The organism is Streptomyces sp. NPDC058231, from assembly GCF_042882275.1.
In the GTDB taxonomy this organism is placed as follows: domain Bacteria; phylum Actinomycetota; class Actinomycetes; order Streptomycetales; family Streptomycetaceae; genus Streptomyces.
In genome coordinates, this window is sequence record NZ_JBHVWN010000017.1 from 20,950 (window position 1) to 34,250 (window position 13,301).

Annotated in this window: 16 protein-coding genes; 14 read left to right on the top strand and 2 right to left on the bottom strand. The window is 71.1% G+C overall.

Annotation, left to right across the window (positions count from 1 at the left end; genetic code table 11):
* Positions 1-49 precede the first annotated feature (49 nt).
* The 8 genes from ACFVXE_RS14835 (at position 50) to ACFVXE_RS14870 (ending at position 6,163) form a co-directional block, all read left to right on the top strand.
* Positions 50-226, top strand: a complete 177-nt coding sequence (locus ACFVXE_RS14835; RefSeq protein ID WP_389671523.1) for a hypothetical protein — start codon at positions 50-52, stop codon at positions 224-226.
* Entirely contained in the window at positions 223-678 is a 456-nt protein-coding gene (locus tag ACFVXE_RS14840) for an MrpF/PhaF family protein (RefSeq protein WP_389671524.1), read from the top strand. The genes ACFVXE_RS14835 and ACFVXE_RS14840 overlap by 4 nt, the downstream gene beginning before the upstream one ends.
* On the top strand, positions 671-985 hold the full coding sequence (locus tag ACFVXE_RS14845; RefSeq protein ID WP_389671525.1) for a DUF4040 domain-containing protein: 315 nt from the start codon (positions 671-673) through the stop codon (positions 983-985). The genes ACFVXE_RS14840 and ACFVXE_RS14845 overlap by 8 nt, the downstream gene beginning before the upstream one ends.
* Positions 982-1,722 (top strand): MnhB domain-containing protein, encoded by a 741-nt coding sequence (locus tag ACFVXE_RS14850; RefSeq protein WP_389671526.1) that lies wholly within the window; start codon positions 982-984, stop codon positions 1,720-1,722. The genes ACFVXE_RS14845 and ACFVXE_RS14850 overlap by 4 nt, the downstream gene beginning before the upstream one ends.
* A gap of 22 nt (positions 1,723-1,744) precedes the next feature.
* Positions 1,745-2,092: a sodium:proton antiporter gene (locus ACFVXE_RS14855; RefSeq protein ID WP_389671610.1), complete on the top strand. Its 348-nt coding sequence runs from the start codon at positions 1,745-1,747 to the stop codon at positions 2,090-2,092.
* Positions 2,089-3,846, top strand: coding sequence for a complex I subunit 5 family protein (locus ACFVXE_RS14860; RefSeq protein ID WP_389671527.1), 1,758 nt, complete (start codon positions 2,089-2,091; stop codon positions 3,844-3,846). The genes ACFVXE_RS14855 and ACFVXE_RS14860 overlap by 4 nt, the downstream gene beginning before the upstream one ends.
* Positions 3,847-4,053: 207 nt before the next feature.
* A complete protein-coding gene (locus ACFVXE_RS14865) occupies positions 4,054-4,521 on the top strand; it encodes an ATP-binding protein (protein WP_389671528.1) in 468 nt (155 codons plus the stop codon).
* 220 nt (positions 4,522-4,741) lie between these two features.
* Entirely contained in the window at positions 4,742-6,163 is a 1,422-nt protein-coding gene (locus ACFVXE_RS14870) for an NADP-dependent succinic semialdehyde dehydrogenase (RefSeq protein WP_389671529.1), read from the top strand.
* Between the two features lie 68 nt (positions 6,164-6,231).
* On the opposite strand, the gene ACFVXE_RS14875 is transcribed toward ACFVXE_RS14870, so the two are convergent.
* Complete coding sequence (locus tag ACFVXE_RS14875) at positions 6,232-6,555, bottom strand: plasmid stabilization protein (RefSeq protein ID WP_389671530.1); 324 nt, start codon at positions 6,553-6,555, stop codon at positions 6,232-6,234.
* 313 nt (positions 6,556-6,868) lie between these two features.
* Here ACFVXE_RS14875 and ACFVXE_RS14880 point away from each other — a divergent pair, with 313 nt between their 5' ends.
* The 4 genes from ACFVXE_RS14880 (at position 6,869) to ACFVXE_RS14895 (ending at position 10,787) form a co-directional block, all read left to right on the top strand.
* Positions 6,869-7,363: a DUF1269 domain-containing protein gene (locus ACFVXE_RS14880; protein WP_389671531.1), complete on the top strand. Its 495-nt coding sequence runs from the start codon at positions 6,869-6,871 to the stop codon at positions 7,361-7,363.
* Positions 7,364-7,460: 97 nt separating this feature from the next.
* Positions 7,461-8,027 carry a hypothetical protein gene (locus ACFVXE_RS14885; RefSeq protein WP_389671532.1) on the top strand — a complete coding sequence of 189 codons (567 nt, stop codon included), beginning with the start codon at positions 7,461-7,463 and terminating at the stop codon, positions 8,025-8,027.
* 14 nt (positions 8,028-8,041) lie between these two features.
* Positions 8,042-9,385, top strand: a complete 1,344-nt coding sequence (glsA, locus tag ACFVXE_RS14890; RefSeq protein ID WP_389671533.1) for a glutaminase A — start codon at positions 8,042-8,044, stop codon at positions 9,383-9,385.
* Between the two features lie 181 nt (positions 9,386-9,566).
* Positions 9,567-10,787, top strand: a complete 1,221-nt coding sequence (locus ACFVXE_RS14895) for a cysteine desulfurase-like protein (protein WP_389671534.1) — start codon at positions 9,567-9,569, stop codon at positions 10,785-10,787.
* A gap of 37 nt (positions 10,788-10,824) precedes the next feature.
* On the opposite strand, the gene ACFVXE_RS14900 is transcribed toward ACFVXE_RS14895, so the two are convergent.
* Positions 10,825-11,646, bottom strand: a complete 822-nt coding sequence (locus tag ACFVXE_RS14900) for an endonuclease I family protein (RefSeq protein ID WP_389671535.1) — start codon at positions 11,644-11,646, stop codon at positions 10,825-10,827.
* A gap of 219 nt (positions 11,647-11,865) precedes the next feature.
* On the opposite strand from ACFVXE_RS14900, the gene ACFVXE_RS14905 reads away from it, so the two are divergent.
* Together ACFVXE_RS14905 and ACFVXE_RS14910 are read left to right on the top strand one after the other, a co-directional pair.
* Positions 11,866-12,066 (top strand): hypothetical protein, encoded by a 201-nt coding sequence (locus ACFVXE_RS14905; protein WP_389671536.1) that lies wholly within the window; start codon positions 11,866-11,868, stop codon positions 12,064-12,066.
* A 67-nt stretch (positions 12,067-12,133) separates the two neighbouring features.
* On the top strand, positions 12,134-13,291 hold the full coding sequence (locus ACFVXE_RS14910; protein ID WP_389671537.1) for a methyltransferase: 1,158 nt from the start codon (positions 12,134-12,136) through the stop codon (positions 13,289-13,291).
* The last annotated feature ends 10 nt before the right edge of the window (positions 13,292-13,301 follow it).

Sequence of the window (13,301 nt, forward strand, 5' to 3'; positions counted from 1 at the left end):
ATATCCGGGGCAGGAGAGAAGCGCCGGAGACCACAGGGAGGTGCGGCGGATGGCTCGCGCGGCGAAGGGCGTTGCCGAAGTGGCCCTGTGGTGGGCGGCGCTGCTGGGCCTGTGGATGGTGCTGATCAGCACGGTGGACTTCCTGGAGTTCCTGGTGGGCGCGGCGGCCGCACTCGTGGCGGCGCTCGCGGCGCGCGGCGCCAGGCGAGCGGTGGCCCACCGGTGAACCTCTGGCTGCTGGCGGCGGTGGTCCTGTTGCTGGGCGCGGTCGGGCCCACGGTCGTGGCGGTGGCCACCGGACCGCTGCGGCGCCGGACCGAAGCCCAGAACCTCGCCACGCTCCTGGTCTGTCTCGTGCTCCTGCTGCTCTCGCAGGGATTCTCCCGGCCGTCGTACACCGACGCCGCCCTGGTGCTCGCCCTGCTCGGCCCGGCCGGCACGCTCGTCTACGCCCGGCTGCTCGGGCCCGAACTCCGCGGTGCCTCACCTCACGCGCGAACTGCCGACGTCTGCGCGGTCGTGGTCACGGCAGCCGTCCTCGTGCCGTTGTGCGTGGCCGCGGGCCCGGGGAGGGCAGCGGTGAAACTTCTCGTGACCGGGGTACTCCTGACGGCGGGCAACCTGGTCGGGTCGAGGGCCCTGCGCGCGCGAGATCCGAAGGTGGCCGAACATGACTGACGCCCTGATCGCCGTTGCCCTGCTGCTGGTCGTGGTGGCCGCGACCGCCGCCGTGCTGGTGCGCGAACCGGCACGTCAGGCGCTGGTGCTCTCCGTGCTCGGCCTGACCCTCGCCGTACTGTTCCTGACCCTCCAGGCGCCGGACGTGGCGCTGTCACAACTCGCGGTCGGATCGGCGCTGACCCCATTGTTGATCATGCTCACCGTCCGCAAGGTACACAGACACGGCGCGCGCTCCGGACCGGACGCCGAAAAGGAGGGGGAGGGGCAGGGCGAGGCCCGGACCGGGGAGGGGGAGCGGGCATGAGCCGCAGGCTCCGGCTCTGGGTCCTGGCCGTCGGGGCGAGCGGACTGGCCGTCCTGCTCGGCGCCGCATGCTTCCGGCTCCCGGACTTCGGCGGTGACGTGCACCCGTACGGCGACCGTGCCGTACGCGCCGCATTGGCGCGGCACACCGCGAATGTCGTATCGGCCGTCAACTTCGACCAGCGGGCCTTCGACACCCTCGGCGAGGAGAGCATCCTGTTCGCAGCCGTCCTCGGGACGATCGTCCTGCTGCGGCAGACCCGCGACGAACGGCCGGTGGCGCCGGCCCCGGCCCGCGTCGCACCCCCCGTGCGCCGCTATGCGCTCGTTCTCCTGCCGGTCACCCTCCTCGTGGGCCTGTACGTCGTCGCGCACGGACAGCTCAGTCCCGGCGGCGGATTCCAGGGCGGCGTCGTAGCGGCCACCGCACTCCACCTGCTCTACATCGCCGTCGACTACCGGGCGCTGGAACGGATCCGACCGGTCGGCCTGTACGAGGTCGGTGACGCCGCGGGCGAGGCCGCCTATCTGGTGCTCGGCCTCGCCGGACTGCTCGGCGGGTCCGCGTTCCTCGCCAACACGCTGCTGCCGTACGGCACGTTCAACACGCTGGCCTCCGGCGGCACCGTGCCGCTGCTCAACGCCGCGATCGGCATGGAGGTCGCCTGCGCGGTCGTCGTGCTGCTCGCACGGTTCCTGGACCAGGCCGTGGAGATCGAGGAGGAGCACCCCGCATGACATGGGAAGGGAGCGCGCCGTGATGCCGGTCCTGCCGTACCTGGCCGCCGCTTGGATTTTTCTCGTCGGCTGTTACGGGCTGGCCACCAGCCGGAACCTCGTCCACGCCGTGGGCTGCCTCGCCGTCTGCCAGTCCGCCACGTATGTACTGCTGCTGTCCGTCGGCTACCGCGACGGGGGTACCGCACCGGTCTTCTCGGACCTGACTCCGGGATCCCGTCCGGTGGTGGACCCCGTCGTCCAGGCTCTGGCGCTCACCGACGTCGTCGTCGGCGCGACCGTCACCGCCCTGCTCCTCGCGCTGGTCGTCCAGGTTGCGAAGCGGCATGACACCGTCGATCCGGACGAACTGTCCGAGCTGCGCGGATGAACCGGCTGCTGCCGCTGATCGTCGCGCTGCCGCTGTTCGGAGCGGCCCTTCTGGTGGCTGCGGGGCGACGACTGCCCAGGCGGGCGGCCGAAGCCCTGGGCGCCGCGGTCGCCGCGGCGGTCGCCGCACTCGCCCTCCGGCTTCTCGTCCCGTCCCGGCCCGCGGTGGAATGGGTCGGCGGCTGGAAGCCGCAGGGTGGCCGGAGCGTGGGCATCGTGCTGGTCGGAGACCCGCCGGCGCTCGGACTCGCGGCCGTGATCTCGCTGCTGACCGTGGCCGTACTCGTCTACTCCTGGCGCTACTTCGCCGAGCCGCCACGGCGCCGTGCCGGATCCTTCCCCGCTCTCGTCCTGCTCTTCCAGGCGGGCATGTGCGGATTCGTCCTGACCGGTGACCTGTTCAACGCCTTCGTGTTCTTCGAGCTGATGAGCGTCGTCGCGTACGCGCTCACCGGATACCGGGTCGAGGAGGCCAAGGCGGTGCAGGGCGCGCTCACCTTCGGCCTCGTCAACTCCCTCGGTGCGTACGCCACTCTGACGGGCATCGTGCTGCTCTACGCGCGCACCGGCGAGCTCGGCATGCGAGCCATCGGTCAGCGGCTCGACGAGCGGGGCGGACCCGACGCACTCGTCCTGGCCGCCTTCGTCCTCGTCCTGACCGGGCTGCTGGTCAAGGCGGCCGCGTTCCCGTTCCACTTCTGGCTGCCCGACGCACACGCAGTCGCACCCACGCCTGTCTGCATGCTGCTGTCCGGGGTGATGGTCGAGCTCGGGGTCTACGGCACGGCCCGGGTGTACTGGACCGTGTTCGGCGGCCCGGGAGGCATCCCGGCCGCCGACGCCGCACGCGTCCTGCTGACCCTGGGGGCCGCATCGGCCGTTCTCGGGGCCGTCATGTGCTGGCAGCAGCGGCATGTGAAGCGGCTGCTCGCGTACGCGACGGTCGCTCACACCGGCCTCTTTCTCATCGGTCTCGGACTGCTCACACCCGAGGCGACCGGCGGACTGGCGCTGTACGTCCTCGGGCACGCGGGGGTGAAAGCGGCGCTCTTCGCCTGCGCGGGCATTCTGCTGGACCGCTTCGGCAGCATCGACGAGTACGAACTCCACGGCAGGGCACGCGGGTTGCCCTTCGTGGCGGTGCTCTTCACCGTCGGCGCACTGGCTCTCGCCGGAATGCCTCCGTTCGGTACGGGACTGGGCAAGGGGGTCATCGAGGAAGGGGCCGGCGCACCGCTGACCGGACTCTTCGTCGTCGTCTCCGCCGTGACCGGGGGAGCGGTACTGCGCATGACCGCCCGGGTGTTCGGGGGGTTCGGCCCCAAGCCGTCGAAGTCGGGCGCATACGAGACCAGTGGCGAGGACGAGCAGCCGGAGACCGAGGAGAAGCTGGGGAGGGTACCCGACACCATGCTCGTCGTCCCGGCACTGCTCCTCGCCGGGGCAGTCGTCGTGGGCCTCGTACCCGGCATCGCGGTGGACGTCTCGAATGCCGTGGACGAGGCCGTGCCCGGTGCGGCGGCGCGTGCGCCGCACTGGTCCGGGGCCGGACTCGTGCTCGGGGGGCTGGCGACGCTGCTGGCCGTCGCACTCGCCGCCCTCGGCGTGCGGCGGCCGGCGGAATCGGCGGCCCGCCGGTGGGCCGAGCCGCTGCGCCGTCTTCAATCGGGGCATGTGGGTGACTACGTGGCGTGGGCGCTCATGGGCATGACGTTGCTCGGCACGCTGGCGCTCCCTTCGCTCCTCCAGGGCTGAGCAGGCTCCTGACCAGGGCCGAGCCGGCTTCCGGCACGGCCCGCACATCCCGCGGACACGAGCCCGTTCGTCGACGTGTTGCGCACCCGGGCCTACCGGGTCACCCTATGGAGTGACCCATCAGGGACGTCTGCTCACTCTTCGTGTTCGGGGGTTGTTGGTTCAACGGGGCGAAGCGAGTGGGCCTCGATGTGAGGAGCTTCGACGATGACCGTTCCACTCGACCGGCACTATCTGGTCGAACTCCAGGTATCGGAAGAGCGCGTTTCGCAGTTGCGACGGATCGTCGCCGCGCATCTTCGGCACTGGAGTCTCGAACTCCACGTCCGGCCCGTCTGCCGTGGCGTGGAGGAGCTGCTGACCAATGTCCACCGGCATGTCGGTGACGACAACAACTGCGTCGTCGAACTCCGCTGGTCCGGACGGCACCTCACGGTCTCCGTCGCAGACAACAGCTCCGAGATGCCGCGGCTGCTCAGCTCCGGCGGCGGTGGTCTCAGCCGTGTCATGGCCCTGAGCCACAGCTGGGGCACCTGCAGGACCCTCGACGGCAAGGTCGTCTGGTTCACCCGGTACGCCGAGGCGCCGCGGAACACCGACCTGCTGCCGCGGGCGCCGCTTCCCGGAGTACGGGAGTTCCGGTTGCCGCCGGTCTCCGAGCCCGTCCTCGTCTGACCCGGCCGCCGCTGTCGGCCCCCCGGACCGGGCCGTGCTCACCGCCGTCCGGACCGGCAGCCGAATCCGTACGCGAACAGGCCCGTCCTGCCCACCGGCGCGGATGACGTGCACAGTGCACGCATGATCCGCGCCGGTCGGGTACCCGCACCAGGGCACGCGTCGCGCGCCGGAACGCGGCACGGCACGGTCGAAGAACCGAGGCAAGGAGAGAACAGTCATGCCCATCGCGACGGTCAATCCCGCGAACGGCGAGACCCTCAAGACGTTCGAAGCGCTGGGAGCGGCGGAGATCGAACGCCTGCTCGCGACCGCGGACACCACATTCCGTGAGTACCGCACCACCGGATTCGACGAACGGGCCCGCCTGCTGGTCCGCGCCGCCGATCTGCTCGACGAGGACCAGCAGGACATCGCCCGCACCATGACCACCGAGATGGGCAAGCCGGTCAAGGCGGCCCGCGCGGAGGCCGCCAAGTGCGCCAAGGCCATGCGCTGGTACGCCGCCAACGCCGATGAACTGCTCGCCGACGAGTTCCCGGCGGCTGCCGATGTGCGCGACGCCGGAGCCTCCCGCGCCTATGTGCACTACCGTCCGCTGGGCCCCGTCCTCGCCGTGATGCCGTGGAACTTCCCGCTCTGGCAGGTCGTACGGTTCGCGGCCCCCGCGCTCATGGCGGGCAATGTCGGCCTGCTCAAGCATGCGTCGAACGTTCCGCAGACCGCGCTGTACCTCCAGGACCTGTTCCGCCGGGCGGGCTTCCCGCCCGGCTGCTTCCAGACGCTGCTGGTCGGGTCAGGTGCGGTCGAGTCGATCCTGCGCGACCCCCGGGTCGTCGCCGCGACACTGACCGGAAGCGAGCCGGCCGGCCGTGCGGTGGCGGCGGTCGCGGGCGACGAGGTGAAGCACACCGTGCTGGAACTGGGCGGCAGCGACCCGTTCCTCGTCCTGCCCTCGGCCGACGTTAAGCAGGCCGCCCGTACCGCGGTGACCGCCCGGGTGCAGAACAACGGTCAGTCGTGCATCGCCGCCAAACGGTTCATCGTGCACACCGATGTGTACGACGAGTTCGCTGAGCGTTTCACCGAGGGAATGCGCTCCCTGACCGTCGGAGATCCTCAGGAGGAGTCCACCGACGTCGGCCCCCTCGCCAGCGAGCAGGGCCGCACCGATCTCGAAGAGCTGGTGGACGACGCCGTGGCCCGGGGCGCGACCGCGCTCTGCGGCGGCAGCCGGCCCCAGGGGCTGGGTCCGGGGCTGGACCGCGGCTGGTTCTACGCCCCCACCGTCCTCGCCGGAATCACGCCCGCCATGCGGATCCACCAGGAGGAGACCTTCGGCCCCGTCGCCACGCTGTACCGGGCCGCCGGCCTGGACGAGGCCGTGGCCCTCGCCAACGACACCCCGTTCGGCCTCAGCTCCAACGTCTGGACGCGGGACGCCGACGAGAGCCGGCGGTGCGTACGCGACCTTCAGGCCGGCGGTGTCTTCTTCAACGGCATGACCGCCTCCCACCCCGCGCTGCCCTTCGGCGGGGTGAAGCGCTCCGGGTACGGGCGGGAGCTCGCCGGGCACGGCATCCGGGAGTTCTGCAATGCGACCACCGTCTGGTACGGCCCGGATTCCGACGGATCCGCCTGAGAGGACTCCGCCGAGATCGTGGCGCGGACCCGCCGGGGCACCGGCCCGCCGGCCGCACCGACAGGGGCTCAGCGGTCGACTGCCTCGGCCAGCTGGGCCTTTGTCATGTTCGACCGTCCCCTGACGTTCTTCTTCCTGGCCTCCTCGTAGAGCTGGTCGCGGGTGGGGCCCGCCGCCCCGCTGTGGGAGCGCAGGCCGCCGCGCCGACCGGACGAGATGTCGTGGACGGACAGATCGCTCGCGGTCCTCGACTCGCCGGCGCGGGCGCGCTCCTTGTTCACCGTGCGCGCCGCGATCTCCTCCGCCCGCTCCTCGCTCACTCCGCGCTCCTGCGCGCTCTCCTTGATGTGCTCGTACTGCCGCATGCGCTTGGGGCTCGATCCGCGTGGCATGTCGTGCTCACTCCCTTCGGGCTGCGTCGTCCGCGGGACGGCCGCAGCCCCTTTCAGTCTCCCAGGGGCCCATCGGGCCCGCATCGGATCGCCCTCGGTACGCGCCGGTGCGCCGGCACGATCGGACAGGGCCGGACGCTGCTCGGCTCGCGGCTCCTGCGACAGGACCGGCGATCAAGGCGGAGTGACCCCTCGTGGTCGCCCGCGGGCTTCCCCGCTCTCGCGCGTGGAGTGGGTGATTCAACGAGTCGATTCATATGCTTTGAACCTAATATGGGCGAATTGGTTGACCTTGCCTCAGGAGGTAGGTGCGATGTCCACGCTCACCGTGTGGAAATTCCAGTCGGCCGAGGGTGCCGAGGACGTGGAGACCACGCTGAAGTCGCTCCAGAAGGAGGGACTGATCAAGATCCTGGACGCCGCTGTGGTCAGCTGGCCGGCCGACAGGGCGAAGCCGAAGACCAAGCAGTTGCTCAACCTGGTCGGAGCGGGCGCCCTGAGCGGCACGTTCTGGGGCATGCTCTTCGGGCTGATCTTCCTGATGCCTCTGCTGGGCGCCGCCATCGGAGCGGCTGCCGGGGCGCTGGGCGGCAAGCTGGCCGACGTCGGAATCGACGACGACTTCATCGCCGAGATCAAGAAGCAGGTGACGCCGGGCACTTCGGCGCTCTTCCTGCTCACCACGGACGAGGTGCCCGAACGGATCAGCGGTGCGCTGCCCGGCGGCGGCGCAGAACTCCTCCACAGCAACCTGGACACCCTCAGCGAGGCCCGGCTCCGCGAGATCTTCGGCGAAGACGCCGAGTGAGCGCGCACAGGAGCCCGGCGGATCCGGTCTCCTCCGCCATGTCCCCCGTCCTGCCGTATGCCGTCGACCCAATTTCCCGAGCAGACCCGGAGTGTCCGTGAACCAGTCCAGCCCTCTGCGGCGCAACCTCGGCGGTCGCACGGCCCGCCGCCTCACCCCCGTCCTGCTGGCCGCGGTGATCGTCGCCGGCACCGCCGCCTGCGACGGCTCCGGCACCTCCTCGCCGGGGACGGCCAGAAACGTCCGTACCGTCTCCCCGGAGCCCGACCAGTCGGCGTCCGCGAGCGCCTCGGCGCGCACCCAGCGCGACTTCGAGGCCTCGGTCTCCGCCGCGGTCGAACGGAACCGGCAGCAGGCCGTCAAGCAGCTCGCAGGGGTGAAGGGGCACGGTAACGCGGTCGCCGACGTCTCGGTGACCGGGCAGCCGGTCGAGCCGTCCGAGCAGTTCCGCAGCGCCCTGGTCCGTGTCACCAATCCCACCAAGAAGCCCGCCTTCTACGCCGTCCGGGTGGAATTCGTCGATGCGTCGGGCAAGGTTCTCGACTCGGTGGTGCTCGGCTTCGCGGACGCCCCGCCCGGCAAGACGGTCAGTGAGCACGCCAACAGCCGCAAGGCGGCGGGCGTCAAGACGTTCCCCCGGATCGCCCAGGCCGAGCGCAGCTGACGGCGGGTGACGTGGTGAGTTCCGCCGCCGATGCGGTGACGGACACCCTGCGGGAACTGCACAGCCGGTTCGCCGAGGTGCGGGACGGCGAACTCGCCGGCTACATCCCGCAGCTGGCGCTGGCCGACCCGGATGCCTTCGGGCTGGCTCTGATCAGCATGGACGGTCACCGCTACAGCGCCGGCGCGGCCGATGTCCCGTTCACCCTCCAGTCCGTGTCGAAACCGTTCGTGTACGCCCTCGCGCTGTCGCTCCTCGGACTCGACGAGGTGTGCCGCTGGGTCGGCGCCGAGCCCAGCGGCGAGGCGTACAACGCCATCAGTCTGGAGCGGGGCACCGGACGGCCGGCCAACGCGATGGTCAACGCCGGTGCGATCGTCACCACCGCGCTGATCCCGGGCACCGCCGACGCCACCGGGTTCGACCGCATCCTGGAGTGTCTGAGCCGGTTCGCCGGACGACGGCTGGAGGTCGACGAGGCGGTGTACGCCTCCGAGGTCGCCACCGGCGACCGCAACCGTGCCCTCGCCTATCTGATCCGCAGCACGGGACTGCTGCCCGTCGACCCGGTGGCGGCGGTGGAGACGTACTTCCGCCAGTGCGCGGTACGGGTCACCGCCCTGGACCTCGCCGCGATGGCGGCCACCCTCGCGAACGGCGGCGTGAACCCGCTCACCGGCGGTGTGGTCATCGACGAACCCGTCGCCGCGCAGGTGCTTGCCGTGATGGCGACCTGCGGGATGTACGAAGTCTCGGGCGACTGGCTGCTGCGGGTGGGGCTGCCCGCCAAGAGCGGGGTGTCGGGCGGTCTGATCGCCGCCGGACCGGCCCGGTTCGGTCTGGCGACGTACAGCCCGCTCCTCGGCCCGACCGGCACCTCCGTCCGTGGTCGCCGAGCGTTGGGGGCGCTGTCGGAGCGGCTCGGTCTGCATCTGATGCACAACCCGGCGCTCGCCGGTTCGACCGTCACGCTGGTCACCACCGCCGACGACCTGCCCTCCGCCCCGACGGAGGAACAGGAGCGTGCCCTGCGGGAACGGGTGGCGGTGGTCGCGGCGCAGGGCGCACTCGACTTCACCGCCGCGGAACGGGTGCTGCATGCGCTCGACGAGCCGAGGCCGGAGGAGACCGAATCCGTGGTGCTGGATCTGCGGCAGGTGACCGGTGTCGACACGGTCGCCCGGACGATGCTGCGGTCGGGGCTGGCACGGCTCGCGGAGGGCGGCCGACGTACGGCCGTGGTCGATCCGGCGGGCCATCTCGCAGTGGGGCCGGGCGGTGATCCGGCTGCGCCGCGGCGGTTCGCGTCCCGGGACGAGGCCGTCGAACGCGCCGCGCGGGATCTCGGCACCCTGTAGGCCTCGCCCCGGAGCATGCCTCGTCCCGGCCGGAGCGGCACGACGCCCGTGGCGGGTCGGATGCGGAGTCCAGTGCGCCCGCATCCGGTGGAGCGGAACGGGCCGGGACCCCGCACCGGCAACCCCGCACACGCGCCCGTACCGTAGCGCCCACCTGGTCCTTCTGCCTTGGGGAGTACAAATGACCTTCGATGTCGACGCCGTCCGGGCCCAGTTCCCGGCCCTGAAGTCGGGCTCAGCCCGCTTCGACGCCCCCGGCGGCACCCAGACACCGCAACCGGTGATCGACGCCATCGCGGAAACCATGGCCGGCCCGCTGGCCAACCGGGGTGTCACCACCGAGGGTGAGCGCAATGCGGAGGCCGTCGTGTCGGGCGCCCGCCGCGCACTGGCCGACCTGCTGGGCGCCGACCCGCGAGGCATCGTGTTCGGCCGCAGCTCCACCCAGCTCGCCTACGATCTGTCCCGCACCCTCGCCAAGAGCTGGGTGCCGGGCGACGAGGTGGTGGTCAGCCGGCTCGACCACGACTCCAACATCCGCCCCTGGATCCAGGCGGCCGACGCCGTGGGCGCCACCGTCCGCTGGGCGGACTTCGACCCGGCCACCGGTGAGCTGACGCCCGGCCACGTCGCAGAGGTGCTCTCCGCGCGCACCCGCCTGGTCGCTGTCACGGCCGCCTCGAACCTGATCGGCACCCGCCCCGACATCCCCGCCGTCGCCGACGTCGTACACCGGGCCGGAGCCCTGCTGCACGTGGACGCGGTGCACTACGCCTCGCACGCCGCCGTCGATCTGCCCGGCCTCGGCGCGGACTTCCTGGTCTGCTCGCCGTACAAGTTCCTCGGCCCGCATCTCGGCGTGCTCGCGAGCCGCCCCGAGCTGTTGGAGACGCTGCGGCCGGACAAGCTCCTGCCCTCCACCGACGCGGTGCCCGAGCGCTTCGAACTCGGCACCCTGCCCTACGAGTTGCTCGCCGGCGCATGCGCCGCGGTGGACTTCCTCGCCGGACTGGCTCCCGGCGCCGACGGCACCCGCCGGGAGCGGCTGCTCGCCGCCTTCGAGGTGATCGAGGCCCACGAGGACGCCCTGCGGGCGCGAATCGAGGAGGGCCTGGCCGCGCTCGGCGCTGTCACTTCGCACTCCCGCGCCGCCCACCGCACCCCTACGCTGCTGCTCACCCTGGCGGGCCGGAGCGTCACCGCCGCCTCCCGGTATCTGGCGGAGCACGGCATCGACGCCCCGGCCGGTTCCTTCTACGCGCTGGAGGCATCCCGCAGGCTCGGACTGGGGGACGAGGGCGGGCTGCGGATCGGGCTGGCCCCCTACAACAGCGCCGAGGACGTCGACCGGCTGCTGGAGACCCTGTCCGGCTTCCTGGACAGCTCGTCCGCCACCGGCTGACACGGACGGCGCCCCCGCGCTGTACGAACGGCCGGTTCTACCAGATCGCTTCGACCCATTCGGGGTGGTCGATGAACGGGTTCCTGTTGTGCTGGTACTGGTTGAATATCACGTCGTTGCGCCGCTGCTCGAAGGTGTCGGGCGGGTCCTCCTGGCTCCACTGCTTCAGTACGGAGAGCCTGCCGATGTTCGGCGCGGAGCCGTTGTTCACCTTGTCGTTCGGTTCGAGGTCGGCGAAGGCGTCGTCGCCCTCGTACCGCACGGCCATGTACAGGATCATCCGGGCGACATCGCCCTTGACCGCGTCGCGCGGCTCGAAGGAGTCACTGTCGGTGTAGTTGCCCGGAGCCCCGCTCACCGCGCTGCCGCCGTTGTCGAAGTCCTTGTTCCCGCGGACGGAGTTGACCGTGACGTCCTCCGGGCGCAGGTGGTGGATGTCGGTGCCCGGGCCGGTGGAGGTGCCGAAGTCGCCGTGCGACTTGGCCCAGACGTGCTCCCGGTTCCACTGGCCGGCCGAGCCGCCGCTGTCGCTCTTCGGCTCGGAGCGCCCGGTGTAGAGGAGGATCACGTTCGACGGGTTGGCGGGGTCCTGGTCGGTGTCCTTGAGTGCGTCCCAGACCTGACTGTATGAGATCTTCGTCTGGACGCTGATGATCGAGTGCAGGGCACTCTTGAGCTGGGTTCCGGTCTTGCCGAGTGCGCCCTGGTAGTACGTGTCGTCGAGGGTGGCGAGCGGTGTCGCGCCCACCGGGGAGGTCCGGGGTGCGGCCGGTGCGACCGCTGCGGTGCCGGTGAGTACGGCGAACGCGGCGAGTGTGGCGAGCAGCGGGCGCCGGTGACGGGTGAGGCGACGGGACATGTGGGGGGTGTCCTCTCCGGAACATGCGGCACCGCGGCGCCGTCACGGGGTGGGGGGCGGCGCCGCGGTGCCTGTGCGGTACGTGGTCAGCGGGAGCCTTCCATACGCACCGTGATCGAGGCATGAGCGCTGTGTACTTATCATGTGCAAGTCAAGTGAAGCTTCGGATGCGATACCGGAGCCGCAGGGCGAGAATTGCCGCAAGGACGAGGAGGCGGCATGAACGAAGACCCCGAATCCGTATCCCTGGCCCGCGGCGTGACTCCGGACAGCCTCTTGCACACCGGGGGGAGCGCCGATCCGTCGGCGGAGGACCTGGTGCTCGCCTCCGGGCGGGACCTGACTCCCAAGAATCTGGAGTGGGCGCAGCGCCGACTGGCACGGGAGGGCCGGGCGGCCATGGAGAAGCAGCTGCCGTAGGCGGCGGCCGGTGCGGCGGAGGAGCGTGTGCGGGTGCTCCCCGCCGCTCGGCTAGCCTGAAGGCACAATGAACCGCTTGACGACGTCAAAGGGCGATTACGACCTCGCCCGCTACCCCGAGAACCCGCGCGACCAGTTCCGTGCCTGGGACGCTGCCGACGAGTACCTGCTGCAGCGGCTGCAGGGGGCCGACGGCGAAGGACCGGTCGACCTGACCGGCGCCGTGGTCGTGGTGGGCGACCGCTGGGGCGCGTTGAGCACCGTGCTGGCCGGGCACCGCCCGGTGCAGATCACCGACTCGTACCTCGCGCAGCGCGCGACCCTGGCAAACCTGACCCGTAACGGTCACGACGTGGACGACGTACGCCTGCTGTCGGCCAGGGACACCCCGCCGGACCGGATCGACGTCCTGCTCGTGCGCGTCCCCAAGAGCCTCGCGCTCCTGGAGGACCAGCTGCACCGGCTCGCGCCCGCCGTCCATCCGGGCACCGTCGTCATCGGCACCGGGATGGTGAAGGAGATCCACACCTCCACCCTCAGACTCTTCGAGCGGATCATCGGCGCGACCCGCACCTCGCTCGCGGTGAAGAAGGCCCGGCTCATCTTCTGCACCCCCGACCCGGACCTGGCCCCTGCCCCGAGCCCGTGGCCGTACCGGTACGAGCTCCCCGGGGATGTCGGCGCGGTCTCCGGCCGGACGGTCGTCAACCATGCCGGGATCTTCTGCGCCGACCGACTCGACATCGGCACCCGCTTCTTCCTGAGCCGGCTGCCCGAGCGCAGTGGACGTGACCGGGTCGTCGACCTGGGCTGCGGGAACGGGGTCATCGGCACCGCCGCGGCGCTCGCCAACCCCGATGCCGCGGTCACCTTCATCGACGAGTCGTACCAGGCGGTCGCCTCGGCGGAGGCGACGTTCCGGGCCAATGCCGGAACGGAGGCCGAGGCCCGTTTCCTGGTCGGTGACGGGATGGGTGATGTCGCTCCGGGCAGCGTGGACCTGGTGCTCAACAACCCGCCGTTCCATTCGCATCTGGCGACCACCGACGCCACGGCTCGGAACATGTTCCACGGGGCGCGGACCGCACTGCGGCAGGGCGGCGAGCTCTGGGTCGTCGGCAACCGGCATCTCGGGTACCACACCCAGCTGCGCCGGATCTTCGGCAACTGCACCACCGTCGCCGGAGATCCGAAGTTCGTCGTGCTGCGCGCCGTCAAGCGCTGACAGGCGGCCG